This is a genomic window from Cellulomonas wangsupingiae (genome assembly GCF_024508275.1).
Classification (GTDB): Bacteria; Actinomycetota; Actinomycetes; order Actinomycetales; family Cellulomonadaceae; genus Cellulomonas; species Cellulomonas wangsupingiae.
In genome coordinates this window covers 3654388-3678902 of the sequence record NZ_CP101989.1, presented here as the reverse complement: position 1 = coordinate 3678902, position 24515 = coordinate 3654388, and the positions used below count along the sequence as shown (strand labels likewise).

Genomic DNA, 24515 nt, shown 5'->3' with positions numbered 1-24515 from the left:
GGCCCGTCCTGACCCTCGTAGGTGCCCGGGAGGTGCGATGAACGTCGCGGACAAGCTCGTCGCGATGGTGCTGGCGCTGGCGGCGTTCGCCGTCGTGATCGGTCTGGTCCTGTTCGTCGTCTCGTTGCTGGAGCGCCGGGGCGCCCGGCGGGTCGCCTGGTTCTTCGTCGGCCCGACCGTGCTGCTCCTCGTCGTCGGCCTGCTGTACCCCGCCGGCCGCACGGTCGTCCGCTCGCTGTACGACGCGGCGGGGTCGTCGTTCATCGGCATCGCGAACTACGCGGACATCTTCAGCTCGGCCGACCAGCTGGTCGTGCTGCGCAACACCGTGCTGTGGGTGCTGGTGACGCCGTTCGTCGCGACGGTCGTGGGCCTGCTGTACGCGATCTGGGTCAACGGCGCCCGCGGGGAGGCGGTCGCGAAGGCGCTCATCTTCCTGCCGATGGCGATCTCGTTCGTCGGTGCGGCGATCATCTGGAAGTTCGTCTACGAGTACCGGTTCTACGACCCGGACGTCGCGGTGAACCCCGAGCAGATCGGCCTGCTCAACCAGCTGCTGGTGTGGGCCGGGATGCAGCCGCAGCAGTTCCTGCTCAACCAGCCGTGGAACAACCTGTTCCTCATCGTCGTGATGATCTGGATCCAGGCGGGCTTCGCCATGACGATCCTGTCGGCCGCGATCAAGGCCATCCCGGCGGAGATCACCGAGGCCGCCCGCCTCGACGGCGTCTCGGCCTCCCAGCTCTTCCGGTTCGTCACCGTGCCGGCGATCCGCCCGACGCTGGTCGTCGTCCTCACGACCATCGCGATCGGCTGCCTCAAGGTCTTCGACATCGTCCGGACCATGACCGGCGGCCTGTACGGCACGAGCGTCGTGGCCAACGAGTTCTACACGCAGAGCTTCACGGCCGGGAACCAGGGCCTGGGTGCCGCGCTCGCGGTCCTGCTGTTCGTCCTGGTGATCCCGATCATCGTCTACAACGTCCGGCAGCTGCGACAGGCGGAGGCACGATGACCACCACCCCGCCCCCCGTCCAGGTCGTCGCGCCGGCCTCGACCGGCGGTGACGTCGCGGCCACCGTGCGCGCGACCAAGCGGCGCCTGACGTCGCCCTGGGCCACCGTCGCGGCGATCGTCCTCGCGGCCGTGTGGACCGTGCCGACGCTCGGGCTGCTCGTCACGTCGTTCCGCCCGGCGGCCGACATCAACTCCACCGGCTGGTGGACGGTCCTGACGAACCCGAACTTCACGCTCGAGAACTACCAGACGGTGCTCGCGGTCGACTCCTCGCAGTCGCTGCTGCCGTTCGTCATCAACTCCGTCGTCATCACGATCCCGTCGGTCGTGCTGCCGATCTTCCTGGCCACGCTCGCCGCGTACTCGTTCGCCTGGATGCAGTTCAAGGGGCGCGACGCGCTGTTCGTCGCGGTGTTCGCGCTGCAGGTCGTGCCCATCCAGGTCACGCTCATCCCGCTGCTGACGCTGTACGCCGACATCGACATCGCGGGCACGTTCTGGGCGGTGTGGATCTCGCACACCATGTTCGGCCTGCCGCTGGCGGTGTTCCTGCTGCACAACTTCATGCGGGAGATCCCGGCCGAGCTCGTCGAGGCCGCGCGCGTCGACGGCGCCGCGCACGTCACCGTGTTCTTCCGGCTCATGCTGCCGCTGCTCAAGCCCGCGCTCGCGGCCTTCGGCATCTACCAGTTCCTGTGGGTGTGGAACGACCTGCTCGTCGCCCTGACCTTCGCGGGCTCGTCGAACCAGGTCGCGCCGATGACCGTCGCGCTGTTCAACCTCACCGGGACGCGCGGCTCGCAGTGGTTCCTGCTGTCCGCCGGTGCGTTCGTGTCGATCATCGTGCCCGCGGTCGTGTTCCTGTCGCTGCAGCGGTACTTCGTCAAGGGCCTGCTGGCCGGGTCCGTCAAGGGCTGACGCCCACCCCGTCCGTGCTGGGGGAAGAGGCACGCAGGGCGTCGTAGCCTGGCGGCGTGCCCGCGCCCCTGCTCTTCGTCGTCTCGGGGCTGACGCAGTACCTGGGGGCGGCGCTGGCCGTCGGGCTGTTCGCGGTGGTGCCCGCGGGGACGGTCGCGTGGCTGCGGGTCGCGGTCGCCGCGGTGCTCCTGCTGGCGTGGCGCCGGCCCTGGCGGGTGCGCGAGCTGTGGGGACGCGGTCGGCTCGGGGTGACGGTGCTGTTCGGCGTGGTCCTCGCGACGATGAACGTCGCGTTCTACGTCGCGATCGAGCACCTGCCGCTGGGGACCGCGGTCGCCCTGGAGTTCCTCGGCCCGGTGACCGTCGCCGCCGTGACGGGGCGGGGCTGGCGGGACCGGGTGGCGATCGCTGTGGCCGCGGTGGGCGTCGTGCTGCTCGCGGGCGTCAGCCTCGAGACCGGGCCGGGGGCCGTGACGGGACTGGTCGCGATCGGCGTGGCCGCGGCGTGCTGGGGCGGCTACATCGTGCTGGGGCGCAAGGTCGCGCGGGCCGGCGGCCCGGGTGCGAGCGGGCTCGCCGTCGCGATGGCCGCGGGCGCGCTCGTCCTGGCGCCCTTCCTGGCGGGTGCCTCCGGGCCGGTGCTGCACGACCCGCGGCTCGCGCTCGTCGTGGTCGCGATCGCCGTGTGCTCCTCGCTCGTGCCGTACGTGCTCGAGCAGGTCGTGCTGCGCCGGGTGAGCACCGCGACGTTCGCGATCCTGCTCGCGCTGCTGCCGGCGACCGCTGCCGTCGTCGGGGCGGTCGTCCTGGGGCAGTGGCCGCACGGCCTCGAGCTCGTGGGCCTGGTCCTGGTCTCCGGTGCGATCGCCCTGACGGCCCGCGAGCAGGAGGCGACGTGACGGGGCCGGGGCGCCGTGCGTCCGCTACAGGTACTGACCGGTCGACGGGCGCAGGTCGTCCGGTCGCTCGTCACGCGCGACCGGCACCACGAGGCCCCCGGGCCCGGGCGCGACGCCCGGCGGGAGGGCGCGTCGCATCTGCGTGAGCTGCGCCTGCGCGGCCATCTGCTGCGCGACGAGCGCGGTCTGGATGCCGTGGAACAGTCCTTCGAGCCAGCCGACGAGCTGCGCCTGCGCGATCCGCAACTCCGCGTCCGACGGCGCCTGGTCCTCCGTGAACGGCAGCGTGATGCGGTGCAGCTCCTCCAGCAGCTCGGGGGACAGGCCCTCCTCGAGCTCCCGCAGGGACCGCTCGTGGATCTCCGCGAGGCGGGCCCGCGCGGCCTCGTCGAGCGGGGCGGAGCGCACCTCGTCGAGCAGCTGCTTGATCATCGTGCCGATCCGCATGACCTTGGCGGGCTGCCCCACCATCCCGGCCAGGTCCTCCTCGCCCTCCGGGCCGGGAGCGTCCTGCCCCGCGGGCCCGGGCGGCACCACGACGACGCGCGGCGCGCCCCCCGGGGGGGCCGCACCGGCGGGCGCACCGGCCCGCGGTCGCTGCGTCGCGTGCTCGCCGTACCGCTCGTCCTGGTCCACCCGGCCATCATCGTCCAGACCGGCGCAGCCCGCAGGGGGACCCGCGTGGCTAGGCTGCCCGTATGGCGTGGCTCAGCACCCCGGCGCACGACCGTTGGCTCGAGGCGGAGACCGACCGGCTCTGGCGGTTCGGCCACGCGTCGCGGCGCGCGGGCGGCGGCTTCACCCGGCTGGACGACGCGGGCAGGCCCTTGCCCGGGTTCCTCGAGCTGTGGATCACGTGCCGCATGACGCACGTCTACGCGCTCGCGCACCTCGCGGGCCGGCCGGGCGCGGCGGCCGTCGTCGACCACGGGCTGGCGTCGCTGACCGGGCTGTTCCACGACGACGAGCACGGCGGCTGGTTCGCGCAGGTCGGCGCCGACGGCACGCCGCACGACGCCACCAAGGCCGCGTACCCGCACGCCTTCGTCGTGCTCGCGGCGGCCAGCGCGACGGCGGCGCGCCGCCCCGGGGCGCGCGACGTGCTCGACGAGGCGCTCGCGGCGCAGGAGCGCTGGTTCTGGGACGAGTCGGCCGGCATGGTCGTCGAGGAGTGGGACCGCGGGTTCACGCACCTGGACCCGTACCGCGGCGTCAACGCGAACATGCACACCGTCGAGGCGTACCTCGCGGCGGCCGACGTCACGGGCCACCGCATCTGGCTGGACCGGGCGCTGCGCGTCGTCGAGCGCGTCGTCCACGGCTTCGCGTGCGGCAACCGGTGGCGCATCCCCGAGCACTTCGACGCCACGTGGACCCCCGACCTGGAGTACAACGCCGACACCCCGGCGCACCCGTTCCGGCCGTACGGCGCGACGGTGGGGCACTGGCTGGAGTGGGCGCGGCTGACGCTGCACGCGCGGGCCGCGCTGACCGCGCGCGGCGACGTGGCGCCGGCCTGGATGCTGGACGACGCGGTCGCGCTGTTCGACGCCGCGGTCCGCGAGGGCTGGGACGTGGACGGTGCGCCGGGCTTCGTCTACACGGTCGACTGGGAGGGCCGGCCCGTGGTGCGCGAGCGCATGCACTGGGTCGTCGCCGAGGCGGTGGCGGCGGCCGCCGCGCTGCACGCCGCGACCGGTGAGGCGCGGTACGACGACCTGTACACGCAGTGGTGGGACTACATCGGCGAGCACGTCCTGGACGCCGACGGCGGCTCGTGGTGGCACGAGCTGGGGACGGACAACCGTGTCTCGCGGACCGTGTGGCTCGGCAAGGCGGACCTCTACCACGCCGTGCAGGCCACGCTCATCCCGCGGCTGCCGCTGACGCCCGCGCTCGCACCCGCGCTGGCCGCCGGCCTGCTGGACTGAGGCGGCGCTCAGGGGACCAGCAGCAGCTTGCCGAACACCTCGCCCGACTCGAGCATCTCGTGGGCGCGCGGGGCGTCGACCAGGGGCAGCCGCGCGTGCACCACCGGACGCACCCGCCCGGCGAGCACCAGCGGCCACACGTGCTCGCGGACCTCCGCCATGATGCGGGCCTTCTGCGCGAGGGGACGGTCGCGCAGGGTCGTGGCGACGACGGACCCGCGGCGCGCCATCAGCGCCGGCAGGTCGAGCTCGCCGCGGCTGCCCTGCTGGAGGCCGATGACGACGAGCCGCCCGCCCTCGGCGAGCAGGCGCACGTTGGCGGCCAGCGCGCCCCCGCCCAGGACGTCGAGCACGACGTCCACGCCGCGGCCGCCCGTCGCCGCGTCCACCGCCTCGCCCACGTCCTGCGCGCGGTGGTCGACGACGACGTCGGCACCGAGCGCACGCACCCGGGCGCACCGCTCGGCGCCGCCGGCCGTGGCCAGCACCCGGTGGCCGAGGGCGTGCGCGAGCTGCACGGCGACCGACCCGACCCCGCCCGAGCCGCCGTGCACGAGGACCGTCTCCCCGGGCGCGAGCGCCGCCGCCCGGAAGTTGGACCACACGGTCGCGAGGGCCTCCGGGAGGCCCGCCGCGTCCTGGAGCGCGCTCCCTGAGGGGACCGGAAGAGTGAGGGAAGCGTTCACCGTCACCCGTTCGGCGTAACCTCCGCCCGCCAGGAGTGCGGCCACCCGGTCGCCCGGGCGCGGGACGGCGGCGGCGGGGCCCGGGGTGCCGGGGCCGCTGGCGGCGCCGTCGGCCGGTCCCACGCCGACGACCACCCCGGAGACCTCCAGGCCGGGCCACGGCGGCGCGCCGGGCGGTGAGGGATAGCGACCACGGCGTTGCAGCAGGTCAGCGCGGTTGACGCCGGCAGCGGCGACCTCGATCAGCAGCTCGCCCGGCCCCGGCACGGGGTCCGGGACGTGCTCCACGCGCAGGGCGTCCGGCCCCCCGGGCGAGGTGACCACGACGGCGCGCACCCGCGGACCGTACGACGCCGACGTCCCGGGCGCCGCGCAGGCGCGCCGGTCCGCCCACGGGGCGCTGCGGCGATTTGCGTCGTACATGGCGTATCGGGAGGGGTGAGGTCCGTGGCAAACTCGGGCGGCGGGCTAATGGTCCGGTGTCCAGGTACCGATGAAGCGCAGACGGCAGTCACCTGCGGTGGCTGCGTGACGGACGCGAGCGGTAACCGCAGCGAGCGTCCGACGTCGGGCGAAGGGAAAGGATCGACATGCTGCGACGGCTCGGCATCCGCGCCAAGGTGCTGGCGGTCCTCGCCGTGCCCATGATCGTCCTGCTCGCCGCGGGCGCGTACATCTCGTTCGGCGCGATCCAGGATCTCCGGTACGCGCGGACGACCCAGACCGTGGTGCGCACGCTCGACGCGCTGAGCCCTCTCACGGCGGCGTTCCAGCAGGAGCGGATCCTCTCGCTGACCGGCGCGTCCCCGGAGCAGATCATGGCCGCACGCGAGGTCACCGACGACGCGCTCGAGGACGCGCAGGCGGTCACCGGCCAGCTCGACCTGAGCCAGTTCCCCGACTCCGTCGTCCAGGACTTCCGGGACCAGCAGGACCTCTACAACACGCGCCTGCCGCAGCTGCGGCAGCGCGTCGACGAGGGCGCCCAGCGCATCGTCCTGAAGAACAGCCTCCAGAACGTCATCGAGGGCCAGACGCTCGTGCTCGAGGGCGTGGCCAACGCGCTGCGCGACCGCGAGCTCGCCCAGTACGTCTCGGCGAACCGTGAGCTCTCGCTGCTCACCGACTCCCTCGTGAACGAGTACATCAGCGGCATCGACCTGAAGGCCGCCGGGGTCGACAGCCCCGCCGCCGCCCGCAACTTCCAGGCGCAGACCACGGTGACGGAGCTGGCGCGCGAGCGCAGCCGCAACGCCGTGTCGGACCTCGAGCTCGAGGACGTCGCGCTGAGCACGGGTGACCCGACGCAGGACCTGCTGTCCATGCGTGCGCTCTTCACCCAGGGCACCGCGGGCTCCATCGCGGCGATCGACCTCGCCGAGTGGTCCGAGCAGTCCAGCAAGCAGATGTCGATGATCGGTGAGGTGAACGCGGAGGTGCTCAGCGGCGCCAACGCGGTGGCCGAGCAGGGCGTGTCCGACGCGCGCGACACCGCCCTCGTGACCGTCGCGCTCGCCCTCCTCGCGCTGATCGCGTCCTTCGTCTTCGCGGTCACCGTCTCCCGCTCGATCGTCGTCCCGCTCCGCCGGCTGACGAGCGCGGCGGCCGACGTCCGCGAGCAGCTGCCGCGGCTCGTCGAGCAGGTGTCGACGCCGGGCGAGGGTCCCGAGATCACCCTGGCGCCCATCCCCGTCCGCTCGAGCGACGAGGTCGGCCGCCTGGCGCAGGCGTTCAACGCGGTCAACGCGACGACGGTGCAGGTCGCGCAGGAGCAGGCCGCGCTGCGTGGCTCCATCGCCGAGATGTTCGTCAACGTCGCCCGCCGTGACCAGGTCCTGCTCAACCGGCAGCTCTCGTTCATCGACTCCCTCGAGCGTGCGGAGGAGGACCCCGGGACGCTGGCCAACCTGTTCCGGCTCGACCACCTCGCCACCCGGATGCGCCGCAACGCCGAGTCGCTCCTCGTGCTCGCGGGCATCGACTCGGGCCGCCGCCTGCGGGACGCGATGCCCCTGTCGGACGTCATCCGCACGGCGTCCTCCGAGATCGAGCAGTACGACCGCGTCCAGCTGGACCTGCAGGTCGACCCGCACATGCTCGGCTTCAACGCCCTGTCGGCGGCCCACCTCATCGCCGAGCTCCTCGAGAACGCCACGGTCTTCTCGGAGCCGGAGACCCCGGTGATGGTCACGACGGGCGTCAACGGCGCCTCGGTCGTCGTCCGGATCACCGACCAGGGCCTCGGGATGACGGAAGCCGAGATCGAGGCGGCCAACCGCAAGATCGCCTCGGTCTCCGCGGGTGACGCGCTCGGTGCGCAGCGCCTCGGCCTCTTCGTCGTCGGCCGCCTCGCGCAGCGCCTGGGCGCCGAGGTGACGCTCCGCAAGCGCGTCGGCGGCACCGGCACCGAGGCGTTCGTGCAGTTCCCCAGCACCCTGTTCTCGGCCAACGAGGTCAGCGTGTACGGCAGGCCGTCCGCCGCGGCGGCGGCACCGCAGATCGAGGCGCCGGCCGTCCGCGAGGTCGACCTCGCGGAGCTGACCGACGGCGAGACGGCGCTCGGCCTGCCGCGTCGCCGCCGCGGCGACGAGTCGGCTGCTGCGCCCGTGAGCCGGCCCGCACCGGCGCAGCCGCAGGCGCCGGACGAGGACGCCATCCCCGTCCCGATGCTCAACGCCCCGGGCGCGCTGCCGACGAGGTCGCGCAAGACGTTCGACGAGAACAACATCGTCCTCGCCGAGGCCCCGGACACGACGCTGTCGCCCGAGCTGTCCGTCGACACGGGCGAGTGGTCCCCGGCGGTCGCCGCGACCCCGCTCTCGGCCGGGCTCCCGACACGTGCGCGTGCCGCGACCTCCGCCTGGGCCAGCGAGCCCGTGCAGGAGGAGACGCGTCCCGCCGCGCCCGCCGACCCGACGGCCCGCGTCGGTCTCTTCTCCGGCTTCCGTGGCCTGGCCGCGGCGCCCGCCGCGCCCGCGGCCACCCCGTTCGTCGTGCCGTCGCTGGAGCCCGAGGCCCCCGCGTCCTCGGCGTCGGGCGGCGCGGCCGAGGAGTCCGGCTGGCCCGTGCCGTCGTGGCGCGACCTGGGCGCCGCCCCGCTGCCCACCCGTGGTGGTGGAGCCGAGCCCCGGACCGACGAGCCCGCCGAGGAGCCGGCCGCGGCGTGGGCCTCTCCCGAGGTCGACGAGAACGCCTGGGCGCCGGCGGACGAGCAGCCGTGGCAGCCCGTGCACACCGAGGCCCAGCCGTGGGAGTCGCCGCAGGCGGACCAGCGCCGGGATGCGCAGGACGCCCGTCCCGACGCGTCGTCCGAGCAGTTCTCGACCCCCGCCTGGGACGAGCCGCAGGCACCCGCCGCGTCGTGGGCCGAGCCCGAGCAGCAGGGGTGGGCCGAGCCCGAGCAGCAGCAGGGGTGGGCCGAGCCCGAGCAGCAGCAGCGGTGGGCCGAGCCCGAGCAGCCGTCATGGACGGAGCCGCAGGCTCCTGCCGCGTCGTGGGACGCGCCGCAGTCGTCGACGTGGGACGCCCCGCAGGCTCCTGCCGCGTCGTGGGACGCGCCGCAGTCGTCGACGTGGGACGCCCCGCAGCCGGCGCAGTGGGCGCAGGCCGACGCGGCCGCGCAGGAGCCCGTGCCCGGTGACGAGCCGCAGGACTGGTCCCAGGACGCGGCCGGCGCCACCGACGGTGCCGCGCAGCCCGACCCGGAGCCGACGTTCACGTCGTACAGCGGGTACTCGGGCTGGGCGGGCAGCACCGACAGCCCGGCGCTGCAGTACACGGCGCCGTACGTGCCCTTCGAGCGGTCCCTCGACGAGGCGCGCGCCTGGCACACCGGTGCGATCCCCGTCGTCCCGGAGCCCGCACGCACCGAGTCCGCGTGGTCGGCCCCCGCACCCGTCGAGCAGCAGCAGGCGCACGTCGAGGCCGAGCCCGAGGTCGAGGTCGAGGAGGAGGTCGCGGCCCCCTGGGCACCGGTCTCCGCGGTCTCCGCGCCGCCCGAGCTCGAGCCGGACCCGCAGCCGACGGCACCGGTCTGGGAGGCCCCCGTGTGGCAGGGCCAGGCGGCCCCGCTCACGTCGGTCCGCCGCGAGCCCACGAGCCCGAGGCCCGAGGAGTCCCGCCCGAGCACCCCGGCCTGGGCACGTACCGCGGCCGGCGACCAGCCGACGCAGGTCTTCGCACCCGTGGAGCCGCAGCCCGTCGCCCCGGCACCGGTCGCGCCGGCCGCCTCCGCGTGGCAGCCGACCGCGGTCGACGCCGGCCCTCGCGAGCCTGCGGCACCCGCGTTCAGCGACCTCGTGGCCCCGGCCGAGGACAAGCCGAAGCGCCGGTGGGGCAACTTCTTCAGCCGGAAGAAGGACGACGGCGTCGACCTCATGGAGCAGCCCGCTGCGCAGCCCGCTGCGCCGCCCGCCGTGGACCGCACCCCCCTGCGGACCTCCGCGTGGGGGCCCGACGCCGCGGCGTCCGCACCGGCCGCGCCGCCGGCGCCCGCCGCCAACGGCTGGGAGGCACCCGCGTGGTCGGCACCGCCCGCGCCGCAGTCGGTGCCCAGCCCCGTCGTCCAGGAGGCGCGTCCCGCGCCCTCGTGGTCCCCGCCGGAGTGGACGGGCCGTCAGGCCGCGCCCGCCTCGACGGTGCCGCACCCGTCCGTCCCGCCGTCGGCCGCACCCCGCGTGGGCACGCTCGACGACGAGGTCGCGGCGATGCTCGCCCTCCGCTCGGACATCCAGGAGCAGGCTCTCTCCGAGCTCAGCCAGCTGTCCGCGTACCGGCCCAGTGCCGTGGGGGCGGGCGGTTCGGAGCGCCTCACCAAGCGTGTGCCGAGCGCGGTCCCCGCCGCGCCGGCACCGACGGAGGAGCGCCCCGTCCAGCGAGACGCGGACCAGCTGCGTTCCCGCTTGTCCAGCTTCCAGACCGGTACGTCGCGCGGACGCCGCGCCGCACACGGCCCCCAGGACGGTGACCACTCGTGATCCGACGACCCCGAAGCTCCGGTGGCCTGTGCGTCACCGGTGACACCCCGCTCGCAGTCGGCCCAGACTGCACCATGAAGGAGGAAGTGTGACCGCGCTCAGCACCGAGGCAGCCAACTTCGGCTGGCTCCTGGACAACTTCGTCCGGACCGTGCCCGGCACTCGCCACACCCTCGTGGTGTCGGCCGACGGCCTGCTCATGGCCATGTCCGACCAGCTGGACCGCACCAGCGGCGACCAGCTCGCGGCCATCGTCTCCGGCATGTCGAGCCTGACCCGTGGCGCGTCGCGCCAGCTCCGGGCAGGCGAGGTGCGCCAGGCCATCATCGAGATGGACCACCTGTTCCTGTTCCTGATGAGCGTCTCCAACGGCTCCGTCCTCGCGGTGGTCGCCGAGGCGACGTGCGACGTCGGGCTCATCGGGTACGAGATGGCCATGCTCGTCTCGCGCACCGAGGCCACGCTCACCCCGCAGCTCATCTCCGAGATGCGCGGTCAGCTCCCGATCGACGGCGCCACCCGGGCGCCCGTCGCCTGAGGCCACCTGTCATGAGCGAACACCTCGAGTACGAAGCCCGCACGGTCCGGCCCTACGCCGTGACCGGGGGCCGCGTGCGCTCGGCGCGCTCCGACCTGCCTCTCGAGGCGCTGGTCGAGGTCATGCCGGGCGCGGTGGCCACCAGGGGGCTGACGCCTGAGAAGCGCGCGATCATCCAGCACGCGTCGGCCGGGTACATCTCGGTCGCCGAGCTGTCGGCGCTCCTCCATCTGCCGCTCGGTGTCGTCCGGATCCTCGTGTCCGACCTCACCGACGCCAACTCTGTGCGCGTGCACACCTCACAGCCGGTCGAGGTCAACACCGGTGAAAGCCCCGCCCTGTCCCTGAGCGTGCTGGAGAGTGTTCTCAATGGCATTTCCGCCCTCTGACGCCGCCGTCGCCGCTCCGGCGGGGACCGCGGGCGCAGTTGCCCCCACAGTCGTCAAGATCGTCGTCGCCGGCGGGTTCGCCGTCGGCAAGACGACCTTCATCGGCTCGATCTCCGACATCGAGCCGCTCAACACCGAGGCCGCCATGACCGAGCACTCCGTGGGCGTCGACGACGCCGGCGGTGTGACGGACCGCAAGACGACCACGACGGTCGCGATGGACTTCGGTCGCATCGCGCTGCCGGGCTCGCTCTGGCTGTACCTGTTCGGCACCCCGGGCCAGGACCGCTTCCTCTTCATGTGGGACGACCTGGTGCGTGGCGCGATCGGCGCCGTCGTGCTCGTCGACACCGACCGCCTGGACCAGTGCTTCCCGGCCGTCGACTACTTCGAGTCCCGCGGCATCCCGTTCGTCGTCGGCGTCAACTGCTTCGACGGGATCGCCAAGCACCAGCTCGACGACGTCCGCGACGCGCTGGCCATCCCCGCCCACGTGCCGGTGCTCTACACCGACGCGCGGTCGCGGGCTGCGACCAAGCAGGCGCTCATCGCGCTCGTGCAGCTCGCCATGGAGCGTCTGCGCCAGCGGTGAGCACGGCACCTGCGAACGGCCGGACCCCTGCGGGGGCCGGCCGTTCGCGCGTCCTGAGCACGGTGCCGGCGCAGCGGCGCGCGCTCGACGCGAGCGTCCTGGTGGCGCGGGACCCGGCCGCGGACGTGTACCTCGACGGGTCGGCGGTGAGCCGGTACCTGCCGCAGGCGCCGGAGGCGCAGGCGTGGTCCGCGTGGGTGGCCGAGCACGAGCCCGCCGTGGTCGTGTCACAGGTGTCGGTGCTGGAGGCGCGAGTCACAGCGGGGTTCCTGGGTCGCGAGGCGTCCCTGGTGGTCCTCGACGTGCTGGCACGGATCGGGCGCATGCGGCTGTCCGACCAGGTGCTGCGGCGGGCGGTCCTGCTGCCGACGGACCTGGGCCCGTTCGCCGCGCTGCACGTGGGGGCGGCGGTCGCGCACGTCGACGTGCGCGCGATCGCCACGTACGAGGCACCGACCGCGCGTGCCGCGGCTGCCGCGGGACTCGACGTGGTCAGCCCCGGCCGTCCGGCCGGCTGGTGGCGCTGACCCCGCCGGTGCGCGAGGCCTGCGCGTGCGGCTCGGGCGTGCGACGTGCGACGCGGGCGGCGCGGCCGTCGGCACCGCTGCCACGCTGGGGCGCATGGAGCCCCGCACCGGTGACCCGCACGAGCCGCGGTGGCACGTCCGCGCCCCGCAGGGCTGGCTGAACGACCCCAACGGCGTCGGCCGGTGGGACGGGCGCTGGCACGTGATGTACCAGTGGAACCCCGACGACACGGTGTGGGGCTCGATCCGCTGGGGGCACGCGAGCTCGGTGGACCTGCTGCGCTGGGAGCACGAGCAGGTCGCGCTGACGCCGCGGCCGGGCACGCTGGACGCCGGCGGCGTGTGGAGCGGGGTGGCCGTGGCGGACGGGGGCGACGTGGCCCTGGTCTACAGCGCGGTGCGCGACGCGTCCGACACGGGCACGGCGGGCGTCGCGGTCGCCCGCCGCGACGCCGACGGCGGCTGGGTGCAGCCCGACCGGCTCGCGGCCCCGCACCCGGACCTGCCCGGGGCCGTGGACGTGCGCGACCCGTTCCTGCTCACCGTCGACGGGCGTCGCGTGGCCGTCCAGGGCGCCGGGACGCCCGCGGGTGGTGCGGTCGTGGTCCACGACGCCGGCGACCTGGACGACTGGCGGCTGCTGGGCACGTTGCTGCAGGCGCGGGACGTCCCCGCGGGCCTGGCGGCGCCCGGCCAGGTGTGGGAATGCCCGCAGCTGATGCAGGTCGCCGACCGGTGGGTGCTGCTCGTGTCGTGGTTCGAGCGAGGCGACGGGCCGGAGCGGCTCGGCGTGACGGCGTACACGGGTCACCTCGACCTCACGGGCGCCGCGCCGCGGTTCGTCCCCGAGGTGGCCACCGCGCTCGACCACGGCCCGGACCTGTACGCGCCGCAGGCGTACGTCTGCGACGACGGCCGGGTGCTGCTGTGGGGGTGGTCCTGGGAGTCCCGCGACGGCAGCCGCCCGGCGGACGAGGTCGCCGCCGCGGGGTGGGCGGGCGTGCTGACGTGCCCGCGGGAGCTGGCGCTGGCGGTGGACGGGCGGGCGGTCATGCGCCCGGCGCGCGAGCTGGCCGGGCTGCGCGGGGCGCCGCTGGACGTCGACCGCGGCCTGCTCGTCACCGACGAGCCCGCGTGGCGCGTCGCCGCGTCCGGCGGGCTGGCGGTGTCACTGGTCGACGAGACCGGCACGGTCGTGGACGTGTGGTCGACGGGCGGGCCCGCGGAGGTGCTGGTCGACGGGTCGCTGCTGGAGGCGTTCGAGCGGGACCGCGGCAGCACGACGCGGCGGGTGTACCGGCGGGGTACGCAGCGGTGGCGCGTGCAGGCGGCCGGTGACGTGGCGGCGCACGTGCTGCGGGTGCCGGCTGCCTGAGCCCGTCGGCCAGGCCTCAACCGGCTGGCCGCGTCGCCCGGCCCAGCACGTGCGGGGACGCCGGCTGCGTGCGGCCAGGCGGGAACATGAACCGCTCGACGTCGTCGACGACGAACCCCGCTGACGCGATGGCGCCCACCGTGTCCCGCCCCGTGTGGCAGCCACCGCTGAGGATGGGCCACAGGGTCGCGTCGACGACGCGCTGGACGCGCCGCAGGGTCGGGCTCTGCGCCGCCACGTGCTCGTAGAACCGCAGCTCACCGCCCGGCCGCAGCACCCGGATGGCCTCGCCGAGCGCCGCGGGCACGTCGCGCACCGAGCACAGCACGAGCGAGGCGACCACGACGTCGACCGACGCGTCCGTGAGGGGCAGCTGCTCGGCGACGGCGTCGACGACCCGCACGGGGACGGCGGCGTCCGCGGCGCGGCGGGTGGCGCGTCCCCGCAGGTAGGGCTCCGGCTCGACCGCCAGCACCGACGTGACGCCGGCGGGGTAGTGCGGGAAGTTCGCGCCGTCCCCGGCCCCCACCTCGACGACCGTCCCCTGCAGCCGCGCGAGGACCCGCCGCCGGTGCGCGGTGACGCCCTGGGCGTCGAGCGTCCGCGACGCGCGGGCGTAGACCCGCGCGAAGACCGGGTGGCGACAGGTGGCCGGCACCCGCCCAAGGTCGGCCGTCGGGCCGCCGGTGTCAAGAGTGGTGGCGTCGCGGCGGCCGTCGTCCGGCGTGCGTCGCGGACGCCGGGGTGGCTTCCGGCCCGGCGCGCCCTCGCGTACGGTCGGTCGTGCGGTCGGCACCGCCACGTCCTGCCGGGAGGCGCGATGACCATGCTCGTCACCGGCGGCACCGGGAACCTCGGTGGCCACGTGCTGCCGCTGCTGCACGCCGCCGGGGTGCGTCCGCGGGTCCTCAGCCGACGTGCGCGGACGGACACCCCGCAGACCGCGTACGTCGTGGGGGACACGGTCACGGGCGACGGCCTGGACGCCGCGACGGCCGGGGTCACGACCGTGCTCCACATGGCCGGCGGCCGCGGCGACGACCGGGCGGCGCAGCAGGTGGCGGCCGCGGCGCGGCGGGCCGGTGTCGAGCACCTCGTCCTCGTGTCGGTGACGGCGGCCGACCGGCTGCCCGTCGGCTACTACCGCACCAAGGCCGCCGCCGAGCGCGCCGTGCAGCGGTCGGGCGTCCCGTCCACCGTGGTGCGCCCGGCCCAGTTCCACGACTTCGTGCTCCGCACGCTGGGGCGGCTCGCGGCCTGGCCCGTCGTGCCCGCGCCCCGGGCCATGTGGGCGGAGCCGGTCGAGGTCGCGGCCGTGGCACGCCGGCTCGTCGAGGTCGCGCTCGGGCCCCCGCAGGGCCGTGTCCCCGACGTCGTCGGGCCGCAGGTGCTCTCCGCCGAGCAGCTCCTGCGCGCCCTGCTGCGGGCCCGCGGGCGGGACGTGCGGGTCGTCCGCGTCCCGGTGCCCGGGCCTGTGGGGCGGGCGTGCCGGGAGCGCGTGAACCTCGCCGGTCCCGATGCCCTGCGCACCGGCGGGACGTGGGAGGAGTTCGTCGCGAGGGTGTGAGGGAGACGGTGGCGGGTGGGGTCGGCCGGTGACGTGGTGGCGCACGTGCTGCGGGTGCCGCCGGCCTGACGGTGGACGTGTCGGCGCGGATCGATCGCACGGGTGAAGCGCACGACGACGAGAACCGGAAGCGGCACGGGGGGCCATGATGTGCGCGTGGACGACGGTCACGGTCCGGCGGACTGGCACGACGGCCCGGACCCGGCGGCCGAGCAGGAACGACGCATGTCGGAGCCGGCGGCGCTGTGGCTCTACGGGCTGGGCGTGCTGGCCGTGCTCGCCGTGCCCCTGCTGGCTGTGCGGGGGCTCGCGGACGACGCGTCGGTGCAGATCCTCGCCGAGCGGGTCCTGGGCGTCCTGACGAGTGCGGTGGTCGGCGGCCTGCTGTGGCAGACGTGGCGCCTGCAGCGCGCCGACGGGGTCAGGGTGCCGGAGGAATCGTCGACGCTGCTGCTCGAGCCGATGCCGGCGTGGCCGCGCGACGCGATCCGTCGTGCGCGGCGACGCGCCGTGCGTGGTCGGCTGCGGTGGGCGGTCCCGGTCGTCGTGCTCGTGCTGCTGGGGCTCGCGGCGGTCGCGGGGAGCCGTGCGCAGCAGCACGACGCGACGGTGCTGTGCACGCAGCCGGTCCGTGAGGCGGTGGTCGTCGACGTCCGCGACCCGCTGTCGCGCACCGGGATCCCCGACGTCGTCGTGGAGGTCGACGGGCGCGAGGTCGTGCTGGCCCTGTCCTACCCGGGCAGCGACCGTGCCCGGGTGGGGGACGTGCTGCCGGTGGTCGTCGACCCGGACGACCCCGCGCACGTGCTGGCCACCACGAGCCACGACGGCTGGGAGTACACGGTGTGGGGCGACCTCGTGCTGTGGGGCACGCTGGTGCCGGCCTGCGTCGGCCTGGCGTGCTGGCGGCTGCCGTCGCGCCGGGCGCTGCGCGCCGCCCGTACGGTCCGCACGCACCGCCCCGCCCGGGTCGTCACGGTGGCACCCGGCTGGGTTGTCCTGGACGACGGGCGCGACCGGTGGGTGTTCGAGGGGCAGGAGCCGGCCGGGCCGCAGGTGGTCCTGCTGGGTGAACCGGCGCCGGGAGCGTGGGTGGTCCTCGACGACGGCCGGACGCGACTGCCCTCCGCGCCGCTGCGCGGTGAGCAGGACGACGACGGCGACGACGAGGACGACTGGGACGACGACGAGGACGGGCTGCCGCACGTCCGGTGACCCGCCGGGGCCCTGCGCCGCCGGCTGCGTCGGTCCGACCGTCCTGCTGCCCGGCGGCGCCGTGTGGGAGACTCGTCGCCGCCGCCGGCTCGCCGCGCGGCAGGGAGGGCTGGCTGAGCGGCCGAAAGCGACGGTCTTGAAAACCGTTGGTGCGGTGACCCCGTACTCAAGGGTTCGAATCCCTTGCCCTCCGCCACACGTGTGCTCGTGCTGCTCGGACAGGTGGCAGACCTCCGTCCGGGCTGCCGTCGACGCTGGACGGATGTCCCGACCCGCCGCCACGTCCGCGCCCCCGCCGCCCGACGGCGAGGGGCCGAGCGAGTGACGGAGCGGGTGAATCTCGGCGTATCCGCGCGAACCGTCTGCGCCGTGCAGCGGGGAGCACCAGCATGACCGTGCCCCGGTCGCACCGACCTGGGCGGTGATGCCCCGAACTCCCCGAGGAGCGCCGTGCGTTCGTCCGACCGTGCCCGCCGTCCCGCGCTCGTCGCCGCACTCGTCGTCCTCGCCCTCGTGCTGACGCCCACGGCCGCGTCTGCATCGCGCTCCCCTGGCGCCGATCCGGCGGGCGCCGGCGGCTGGGTCCAGCAGGCCGGGGCGAGCACCTGGCTCCGAACGTGGAGCTCGTCGCTGCGTGCCGACGAGCAGCGCACCGTGGGCCTGCCCCGCGGCGTCACCGGACGGGTGTCCTCGCTGGTCGTCCAGGTCGAGGTCGACGCGCGGGCCGAGGGCCGGCTCACCCTCGGGGCGGCCGGCGTCGACGAGCCGACGGCCGCCGCGGTGACGTTCCCCGCAGGCTCGTCCTCGACGACGACGCTCGTCGTGACCGACGGCGCCGGGCAGGTCGTCGTGCGGGCCACCGCTGCGGCGCGCGTCTCGCTCACCGTGGTCGGGGACCTGGGTGCGGCCGCCGACGGCGTCGGCCCGGGCGGATCCGTCGTGGTCCCGGCGGCCACGGTCCTCGACATCGAGACCGGTGACGGCGGTGCCGCACCGACCGTGGGGCAGCCAGTCCGGGTGCCCGTCGCCGGGCTCGCGGGAGTGCCGTCGCAGGGTGCGCAGGCCGTGTGGCTCTCCGTCCAGACGCGCGGACCGGTCGGCAGCGGCATCGCCCTCGCCGACCCCGCCGGCGCACCGTCCGCTGCGACCGTCGTCCCGGTCGCGCCGTCGTGGTCGTCGACCCTGGTGCTGGCACCGCTCGACGCCACGGGTGGGCTGACGTACGAGGTGCGCGGGGCGGTGCCGACAGGTCTGCACGCCGCGGTCGTCGGGTTCGTCCCGGGGGCGCGGGACGACGGTGCGGTCGCGCCCGCCACCGACGGCGTCGTGCCCGTGGCGACGCGTGAGCTCACCGTCTCCAGGCCGTCGCTGCTCGGTGTGCGGACGGTCGCCGCCGGTGGCGCCGACGTGCCGGGGTCCGCCCAGGGTGTCCTCCTGCGGGTCGTGCTGCGCACGGGCGCCCTGCCCGGGGCGCTGAGCGCGGCCGCGTCGTCGGTGGGGCTCCTGTCGCCCGCCGCCCCGGCCGTGCCGCTCGGCGACGACACCGCGGCCTCGGTGACGCTCGTCGCGCCGGTCGGCCGGGACGGACGCGTGCACCTCGCCGCGCCGTTGCTCTCGCAGGTGTCGTCCGTCGCGCTGCAGGGCTACGTCACCGCGCCCGTGCGGGCGGCCGACGACCGGACCCCGCCGGCCCTGACCGTGACGTCGCCCGCACCGGGCTCGACGCACGACCAGGCGGCCTCACCGACCATCACGCTGACCGGCGCCGCGTCGGACCCGGGATCGGGCGTGCGCGACGTGCAGGTGCTCGTGGGCGCGGACGTGGTCGCGGTGGCGGACCTGCGGGCCGGCGCCTGGACCGTCGACGTCCCCGCGGTCTCCGGCCGACAGAGCCTGCGCGTCGTCGCGACCGACTGGGCGGGCCGCAGCACGACGGTGACGCGCGAGCTGACCGTCGTCGAGGCGCCCGAGCAGAGCGTCGTCGTGGACCCCGACACCCACGTGCTGACCCCGCAGGAGGCCGCGACGGTCACGGGGGTCGGCACCGACCACGTCGAGTTCGCCGGTGACGCGCCGGTCGTCCCCGGCGACGTGCTGGTCGCGGGCAGCACGGAGGTGACACCGGACGGTCTGCTGCGGCAGGTCGTGGCCGTGCGTCGCACGGGGGGGACCACGGTCGTGACGACGCAGGACGCTGCCCTGACCGACGTGCTCGCGCAGGCGCACATCGACGTGCAGGACGTGCCCATGGACGGCGGCGCGCTGGTGCTCGCGGAGGACGGCACGGTGCTCTCGGCGACGCCGCCGTCCGACGGTGCCGTCGCCGGGCTCCTGGTCGAGCCCGGCGCAGGCGCGCGGACCGCGGCGTCCCGGGACGGGATCGGTGGGCAGTTCACGATCGTGCCGGCACCGTTGACCAACGCCTCGCGGACGATGTCCGTCGGCATCGAGGCGACCGCCGGGTTCACGGTCACCGTGAAGCTCGACATCGACCTGGACGTGTCGTGGTCGGGCGTCTCGTCGGAGGTGCGGGAGTTCGAGTTCGTGCTGGGTACGACCAGCGCGCTCAAGGTCGTCGCGGAGGCACGCACGCCCGAGGCGCGGCTCGACGTGAGTGTCCCGGTGCGCTCGGTGACGCTGGGAACGACGACGATCATGGCCGGCCCGGTGCCGATCCTGCTCGCGTTCACGCTCGACTTCTCGGTCGGTGCGACCGCCACCGCGAGCGCCGGCCTGACGACGTCGTTCGAGGTGCGGATGACGACGCGGTCGGGGGTCCGCTTCGTCGACGACGAGTGGACTCCGATCGCGACCCGCACCACGACGGCGCAGCCGCACGCCGCGCTGACCATCGAGGCCTCGATGGGCGCCTGGCTCGGGGTCGCCTTCGCGGTGAAGCTCTACGGGGTCGTCGGCCCGTACGCGCAGGTGCGATCCGGTCCGGAGCGGACCGTCACGGTCGACCTGGGACGCCGGACCGTCACCGACACGATCGAGATGCTCCACACGCTGCGGATCGGGGTGAAGGCGAGCGTCAAGGTCTGGAAGTTCCGGGTCACCCTGTTCGACTGGGCGGTCGAACCGGCCGAGGTGCGGGTGCCTCTGTCGACGCGGACCGTGCCGTGGGACGGCAGCGGCCCTGGCGACGGCAGCGGCCCCGGCGACGGCGGTGACCCCGGTGATGGCGGTGACCCCGGTGATGGCGGTGACCCCGGCGACGGCGGCGGCCCCGGCGACGGTGAGGACCCCGGCGACGCGCCGTCGGGCGGCTGGGACCTGGCGCTCGTCCTGGACCGCAGCGTCCCCGCCGGCGACGAGCGGGACAGGCAGCGTGCGGCGGCGCACGCGGTCGTCGAGATGCTCGGCGAGGGCGACCGGGTGTCGCTGCACGTCTACGACAGCAGCGGGTTCGGCGTGCTGTCGTTGACCGACGACCTCGACGCCGCGCACGCCGCGATCGACGAGACCTACGAGGCGAACCCCGACGGCTGGTCGTACCCGAACATGGGTGACGCGCTGGGGTCGGCGGTGGGGGAGCTGGTCGAGGCGGGGAGCCCCGGCCAGTTCCGGACGATCGTCGGGTTCGGTGACGGCGGCGGCTGGACGTCGATGTCGGACGTGAGCCTCGACCGGGCGCGTGGCGCGGGCATCACGATGCACGGTGTCGGCTTCGCACCGCTCTACATGGGGGAGCAGGTGGCGAACGTCGCGCACCGCCTGGGCGGCAGCTACCTCACGGTCGGCGTCGGCCAGGACCCCGTCTCGTCGGTCAAGGCGTTCGTCCGCGGGCTCGGCGGCGAGCCGTCGGGCATCGAGGTGCGCGCCCGGGTGGGCGAGGTCCTCGGCGTCGACACCCGGCGTGAGTACGTCGAGGTCGAGGTCGGCGACCTGCCCCCGGGGGCCGCCACCGGACGTGCGGGGTCGTCGGCCTCGTGCGTCGCGACGACGGCGGTGTCCTCGCCCGTGCGCGGCACCGACGCCGACCTGGTCCCCACCTACACGGGGGGCGGTCTCTGGCGGCTCGACTGGGAGAACGCCGCTGCCGTCGCCTCGTCGATCGGCCGGACGTACCTGTGCGTCGCGCAGGCGCTCGACCCGGACGGGCTCGTGGTCGCGTCGCAGTCGCTCACGGTGGTCGACACCGAGGGGACGCGGTTCCGGGGCACCTGGGAGCCGGCGGCCGACGGGTCGGGTGTGCAGATCGACCTGACGGCGTGGCCGGTCGGCACGCGTGTCGTCTTCGCGACGTGCACGACGGGCCTGCCGGGGCAGATGCCGACGGGGGACGAGGACCACTACTTCGTCGCCGACACCGCAGTGCCGGCGCGGGGCGACGCGTGGCGGGTGCGGGTGCCGGTGCCGGGCGGTCGCCCGTACAGCTGCGCGGTGTGGGGGGCGATCAGCGAGGAGGAGTCCGACGGGCCGGGTGAGACCGGCACCATGGACCGGCACGTGGTGGTCGTCCCCTGAGGGGACGCCTCACCCGTCCGGGTCCGCGCCGGTGGGGCGCCGCGACGTACGCTGCCGCCATGGGTCACCCCGCAGCCGAGGCGCCCGGCGACGTCGCCGTCGAGCCCGCACCCGACACCCGTCAGATCGCCGCGTGGGCCGCGTGGGACTGGGGGTCGGCGGCGTTCAACGCGGTCGTGACCACCTTCGTCTTCACGGTCTGGCTCACCGGCAGCTCGTTCGCCGAGCCCGGGGCCGACACCGACGCGGTCACCGCGCTGCACAGCCAGTGGCTCGGGTGGGGGCTGGCCGCCGCGGGCATCCTCGTGGCGCTGACCGCGCCGGCGCTGGGCACGCTCGCCGACGCGGGCGGCCGGCGTCGGCCCATGCTGGCGGTGTCGTCCGCGGTCGTCGGCGCGAGCATGCTGGCCCTGTGGTTCGTGCAGCCGGCCGAGGGCGGCATGGCCGACGCCGTGCGCCTGGGCGTCACGCTGCTGGCGGTCGGGACGATCGCGTTCGAGATCGGGTCCGTCGCGTACAACGCGCTGCTGCTGCAGATCAGCGGGCCGCGGACCATCGGGCGCATCAGCGGCATCGGGTGGGGAGCCGGGTACGTCGGCGGGATCGTGCTGCTCGTCGTCCTGTACGTGGGCTTCATCCAGCCCGACGTCGGCTGGTTCGGCGTGACGTCCGAGGGCGGGCTCGACGTGCGCGTCTCGATGCTCATCGCGGGCGTGTGGTTCCTCGCGTTCGCCGTCCCCGTGCTCGTCATGGTGCCCGACCGTCGCCGGCAGGGCGCACCCCCGGCCCGCGTCGGGATCGTCGGGGCGTACGCGGCCGTCGGCCGGCACATCGCGCACCTGTGGCGCGAGCAGCGCTCGACGCTGCGGTTCCTCGTCGCGAGCGCGGTCTTCCGCGACGGCCTGACGGGCGTCTTCACGTTCGGCGGCGTGCTGGCCGCCGGCAGCTACGGGTTCTCGCCGGACGAGGTGATCGTCTTCGCGATCGCGGCGAACATCGTGGCCGGCGCGTCGACGATCGGTGCCGGCTGGCTCGACGACCGCTACGGCCCGCGGCGCCTCGTGACGTGGGCGCTGGTCGTGCTGATCCTGGCCGGGTCGGCCGTGTTCCTCCTGCACGACGCGGGCAAGTCGGCGTTCTGGGCCGGCGGCCTCGTCCTGTGCGCGTGCGTGGGCCCGGCGCAGTCGGCGTCGCGCGGCCTGCTGGCGCGGCTGGCCGAGCCGGGCCGGGAGACCGAGCTGTTCGGCCTGTACGCGACGACCGGCCGCGCGGCGACGTTCCTCGCCCCGGCCGCGTTCTCGATCGCCATCGGCGTCGGCGGCGAGCAGTACTGGGGGATCCTCGGCATCGTCGTCGTCCTGGTGGCCGGGCTGGTGCTGTTCGCGCCGGTGCGGTTCCCCCGCGGGCTGGGCGTCGACGGGCGGCGGGACGTGACCGCGGCGGTGCGGTGACGCTCCCCGGCGACTGGGAGCCCGACCGGCTCCTGCCCGGGTACGTGGCGCGCACCCTGCCCGCCGACCGTCCGCCGCCCGTGGCCGCGACCGCACGCGCCGTGGCCGCCGGTGGCCCCGCGCCGGTGCTGACGCTCGTGCGTCCCGCGGACGGGCCCGTCGCGCCGCGCGGCGTCGTCGTGCGCCTGCACGGCTACAACGACTACTTCTTCGCGACCCACCTGGCCGACGCGGTCGCCGATGCCGGGTGGGCGTTCCTCGCGCTCGACGCGCGCCGCGCGGGCCGCTCGCTGCGTCCGGGCGAGGTGCCGCACTACCAGGGTGACCTGCGCGAGCAGGGGTCGGACCTGACGCGGGCCGTCGCGCAGGCCCGTCGGACGTGGCCCGGGCTGCCGGTCGTCGTGCACGCGCACTCCACGGGCGGCCTGGTCGCGGCGCTGTGGGCGCACGCGCACCGGCGACGTGGCGGCGCGGACGCGGTGGTGCTCGACAGCCCGTTCCTGTCGGTCGAGCGGTCGTGGCCGCGGTGGCTGCAGGACCGTGCGCTGCGGCCGCTGGCGCGCCGGGCGCCGCTGCGGGTCGTCGCGCAGGCTCCCTCCCGGTACGCGGCCCGCCTGGCCGAGCGGTGGGACGTCGACACGACGCTCAAGCGTCCGCAGGGCGTGCCCGTGCGCGCCGGGTGGCTCGCGGCGCTCCGGGCCGGTCAGCGGCGCGTCGCCCGAGGGCTGGCGATCGACGTCCCCGTGCTGGTGGCGCGCTCGTCCCGCTCGGACGTCGGGCACGGCGCCGACGGCCCGGGCCTGGACCGCGCGGACACCGTCCTCGACGTGGCGGCCATCGCCGCGCTGACCCCGGGGCTGGGCTCCGACGTGCGCGAGCTCGTCGTCGAGGACGCCGTCCACGACCTCGCGCTGTCCCTCGAGACCCCGCGCACCACCTACCTGACAGCGCTGGCGGACTTCCTCCACACCCTGCCCCGCTGACCGCGGGCCCGCCCGAACCCGCGCGAACCCGCGCGAACCCGCCGAGCGCGGCAGGAACCCGCCGGGCGCGGTACTCGTTTCCCCCGCGCTCGAGGATTGTGTGCCGCGCTCGGCGGGTGGTCAGAACGCCGGGAGGATCTCGCCGTCCGGCCAGCGCTCCTCGATGAAGGCGCGCACCTCGTCGGAGTGCAGCAGCTCGTCGAGCCGGACCAGCGCCGGGTCGTCGAGGTCCTCGGTGCGGGTGACGAGGAAGTTGGCGTACGGGTTGCCCTCGCCGGCCTCGAGCAGGATCGCGTCGGTCGCCGGGTTCAGGCCCGCCTCGAGCGCGTAGTTGCCGTTGATGACGGCCGCGTCGACGTCGGGCAGCGACACCACGAGCTGCTCGGGCGCCGTCTCGACGAGCTGCAGCCCCTTCGGGTCGTCCTCGACGTCGAGCAGGGTCGGGTCGCCGTCCGTCTCGGCCAGCGTGATCAGCCCGGCGTCGGCCAGCAGGTCCAGCGCACGCCCCTGGTTGCCCGGGTCGTTGGTGATCGCGACCGTGCCGTCGGCGGGCAGGTCGGCGAGCGAGTCGAGCGAGTCCGCGTACAGGCCGTACGGCTCGATGTGGACGCCCTCGAAGTGGTCGAAGTCGAACCCGTTCTCCTCGATCTGGGAGGCCAGGTACGGCAGGTGCTGGAAGAAGTTCGCGTCGATCTCGCCCTCGGCCAGCGCGGTGTTGGGCAGGACGTAGTCGGTGAACTCCTCGATCTGCAGGTCCAGGCCCGCGTCGGCCGCGAGCTCGTCCTGCACGAACTGCAGGATCTCGGCGTGCGGCACCGGGCTCGCGCCGACGACGACCGTCGTGAGGCCGTCGGCCGTCGCGCCGCCGTCACCGCCACCCGCGCAGCCGGTCATCACCAGGGCGGCTGCGGACAGGACGGCTGCGGTACGGACGGTTCTCTTCATGTGCGGTGTTCCTCTCGGGTGGCGCCCCTGCGCGGG

The 24515-nt window shown here is 75.1% G+C and carries 19 protein-coding genes and 1 tRNA gene; 16 read left to right on the top strand and 4 right to left on the bottom strand.

What is annotated here, in order from left to right:
* Nucleotides 1–37: 37 nt before the first annotated feature.
* Genes NP075_RS16940 through NP075_RS16930 form a run of 3 tightly spaced genes read left to right on the top strand, consistent with a single transcriptional unit; the run spans nt 38 to nt 2834 of the window.
* The gene (locus tag NP075_RS16940) at nt 38–1015 is read left to right on the top strand and encodes a carbohydrate ABC transporter permease (RefSeq protein WP_227565835.1); all 978 of its coding nucleotides are present in this window, start codon (nt 38–40) and stop codon (nt 1013–1015) included.
* Complete coding sequence (locus NP075_RS16935; protein ID WP_227565833.1) at nt 1012–1935, top strand: carbohydrate ABC transporter permease; 924 nt, start codon at nt 1012–1014, stop codon at nt 1933–1935. Before NP075_RS16940 ends, NP075_RS16935 begins: the two co-directional genes overlap by 4 nt.
* Nucleotides 1936–1991: 56 nt before the next feature.
* Nucleotides 1992–2834, top strand: coding sequence for an EamA family transporter (locus NP075_RS16930; RefSeq protein ID WP_227565832.1), 843 nt, complete (start codon nt 1992–1994; stop codon nt 2832–2834).
* Nucleotides 2835–2858: 24 nt separating this feature from the next.
* Here the strand turns inward: NP075_RS16930 and NP075_RS16925 are convergent, their stop codons facing one another.
* Nucleotides 2859–3470: a bacterial proteasome activator family protein gene (locus NP075_RS16925; protein ID WP_372456741.1), complete on the bottom strand. Its 612-nt coding sequence runs from the start codon at nt 3468–3470 to the stop codon at nt 2859–2861.
* Nucleotides 3471–3532: 62 nt separating this feature from the next.
* On the opposite strand from NP075_RS16925, the gene NP075_RS16920 reads away from it, so the two are divergent.
* Complete coding sequence (locus NP075_RS16920; RefSeq protein WP_227565830.1) at nt 3533–4765, top strand: AGE family epimerase/isomerase; 1233 nt, start codon at nt 3533–3535, stop codon at nt 4763–4765.
* 8 nt (nt 4766–4773) lie between these two features.
* Here the strand turns inward: NP075_RS16920 and NP075_RS16915 are convergent, their stop codons facing one another.
* A complete protein-coding gene (locus NP075_RS16915; protein ID WP_227565828.1) occupies nt 4774–5787 on the bottom strand; it encodes an NAD(P)H-quinone oxidoreductase in 1014 nt (337 codons plus the stop codon).
* A 254-nt stretch (nt 5788–6041) separates the two neighbouring features.
* Here NP075_RS16915 and NP075_RS16910 point away from each other — a divergent pair, with 254 nt between their 5' ends.
* From NP075_RS16910 to NP075_RS16885, 6 genes are all read left to right on the top strand, one after another.
* Nucleotides 6042–10427, top strand: a complete 4386-nt coding sequence (locus NP075_RS16910) for an ATP-binding protein (protein WP_227565826.1) — start codon at nt 6042–6044, stop codon at nt 10425–10427.
* 88 nt (nt 10428–10515) lie between these two features.
* Nucleotides 10516–10965 (top strand): roadblock/LC7 domain-containing protein, encoded by a 450-nt coding sequence (locus NP075_RS16905; protein WP_227565824.1) that lies wholly within the window; start codon nt 10516–10518, stop codon nt 10963–10965.
* Nucleotides 10966–10976: 11 nt separating this feature from the next.
* The gene (locus NP075_RS16900) at nt 10977–11354 is read left to right on the top strand and encodes a DUF742 domain-containing protein (protein WP_227565822.1); all 378 of its coding nucleotides are present in this window, start codon (nt 10977–10979) and stop codon (nt 11352–11354) included.
* On the top strand, nt 11335–11946 hold the full coding sequence (locus NP075_RS16895; protein WP_062100947.1) for a GTP-binding protein: 612 nt from the start codon (nt 11335–11337) through the stop codon (nt 11944–11946). Before NP075_RS16900 ends, NP075_RS16895 begins: the two co-directional genes overlap by 20 nt.
* On the top strand, nt 11943–12473 hold the full coding sequence (locus NP075_RS16890) for a hypothetical protein (RefSeq protein ID WP_227565820.1): 531 nt from the start codon (nt 11943–11945) through the stop codon (nt 12471–12473). The genes NP075_RS16895 and NP075_RS16890 overlap by 4 nt, the downstream gene beginning before the upstream one ends.
* A 94-nt stretch (nt 12474–12567) precedes the next feature.
* Nucleotides 12568–13848 carry a glycoside hydrolase family 32 protein gene (locus tag NP075_RS16885; protein ID WP_227565819.1) on the top strand — a complete coding sequence of 427 codons (1281 nt, stop codon included), beginning with the start codon at nt 12568–12570 and terminating at the stop codon, nt 13846–13848.
* A gap of 16 nt (nt 13849–13864) precedes the next feature.
* On the opposite strand, the gene NP075_RS16880 is transcribed toward NP075_RS16885, so the two are convergent.
* Nucleotides 13865–14506 carry a class I SAM-dependent methyltransferase gene (locus NP075_RS16880; protein WP_227565818.1) on the bottom strand — a complete coding sequence of 214 codons (642 nt, stop codon included), beginning with the start codon at nt 14504–14506 and terminating at the stop codon, nt 13865–13867.
* A gap of 162 nt (nt 14507–14668) precedes the next feature.
* Here NP075_RS16880 and NP075_RS16875 point away from each other — a divergent pair, with 162 nt between their 5' ends.
* From NP075_RS16875 to NP075_RS16850, 6 genes are all read left to right on the top strand, one after another.
* Nucleotides 14669–15415, top strand: coding sequence for an SDR family oxidoreductase (locus NP075_RS16875; protein WP_227565817.1), 747 nt, complete (start codon nt 14669–14671; stop codon nt 15413–15415).
* A gap of 156 nt (nt 15416–15571) precedes the next feature.
* A complete protein-coding gene (locus NP075_RS16870) occupies nt 15572–16630 on the top strand; it encodes a hypothetical protein (protein WP_227565815.1) in 1059 nt (352 codons plus the stop codon).
* 103 nt (nt 16631–16733) lie between these two features.
* Nucleotides 16734–16826, top strand: a tRNA-Ser gene (locus NP075_RS16865).
* 254 nt (nt 16827–17080) lie between these two features.
* Entirely contained in the window at nt 17081–21100 is a 4020-nt protein-coding gene (locus NP075_RS16860; RefSeq protein WP_227565813.1) for a hypothetical protein, read from the top strand.
* 59 nt (nt 21101–21159) lie between these two features.
* Nucleotides 21160–22551, top strand: a complete 1392-nt coding sequence (locus NP075_RS16855) for an MFS transporter (RefSeq protein WP_227565811.1) — start codon at nt 21160–21162, stop codon at nt 22549–22551.
* Nucleotides 22548–23534 (top strand): alpha/beta fold hydrolase, encoded by a 987-nt coding sequence (locus NP075_RS16850; RefSeq protein WP_227565809.1) that lies wholly within the window; start codon nt 22548–22550, stop codon nt 23532–23534. The genes NP075_RS16855 and NP075_RS16850 overlap by 4 nt, the downstream gene beginning before the upstream one ends.
* 120 nt (nt 23535–23654) lie before the next feature.
* Here the strand turns inward: NP075_RS16850 and NP075_RS16845 are convergent, their stop codons facing one another.
* On the bottom strand, nt 23655–24479 hold the full coding sequence (locus NP075_RS16845; RefSeq protein WP_227565808.1) for a MetQ/NlpA family ABC transporter substrate-binding protein: 825 nt from the start codon (nt 24477–24479) through the stop codon (nt 23655–23657).
* Nucleotides 24480–24515: the final 36 nt, after the last annotated feature.

Excerpts from the sequence above, each read along its gene's own strand:
- NP075_RS16940 (WP_227565835.1), top strand. The coding sequence starts at position 38 with ATGAACGTCGCGGACAAGCTCGTCGCGATGGTGCTGGCGCTGGCGGCG.
- NP075_RS16935 (WP_227565833.1), top strand. The coding sequence starts at position 1,012 with ATGACCACCACCCCGCCCCCCGTCCAGGTCGTCGCGCCGGCCTCGACC.
- NP075_RS16920 (WP_227565830.1), top strand. The coding sequence starts at position 3,533 with ATGGCGTGGCTCAGCACCCCGGCGCACGACCGTTGGCTCGAGGCGGAG.
- NP075_RS16910 (WP_227565826.1), top strand. The coding sequence starts at position 6,042 with ATGCTGCGACGGCTCGGCATCCGCGCCAAGGTGCTGGCGGTCCTCGCC.
- NP075_RS16900 (WP_227565822.1), top strand. The coding sequence starts at position 10,977 with ATGAGCGAACACCTCGAGTACGAAGCCCGCACGGTCCGGCCCTACGCC.
- NP075_RS16895 (WP_062100947.1), top strand. The coding sequence starts at position 11,335 with ATGGCATTTCCGCCCTCTGACGCCGCCGTCGCCGCTCCGGCGGGGACC.
- NP075_RS16885 (WP_227565819.1), top strand. The coding sequence starts at position 12,568 with ATGGAGCCCCGCACCGGTGACCCGCACGAGCCGCGGTGGCACGTCCGC.
- NP075_RS16875 (WP_227565817.1), top strand. The coding sequence starts at position 14,669 with ATGACCATGCTCGTCACCGGCGGCACCGGGAACCTCGGTGGCCACGTG.
- NP075_RS16855 (WP_227565811.1), top strand. The coding sequence starts at position 21,160 with ATGGGTCACCCCGCAGCCGAGGCGCCCGGCGACGTCGCCGTCGAGCCC.
- NP075_RS16845 (WP_227565808.1), bottom strand. The coding sequence starts at position 24,479 with ATGAAGAGAACCGTCCGTACCGCAGCCGTCCTGTCCGCAGCCGCCCTG.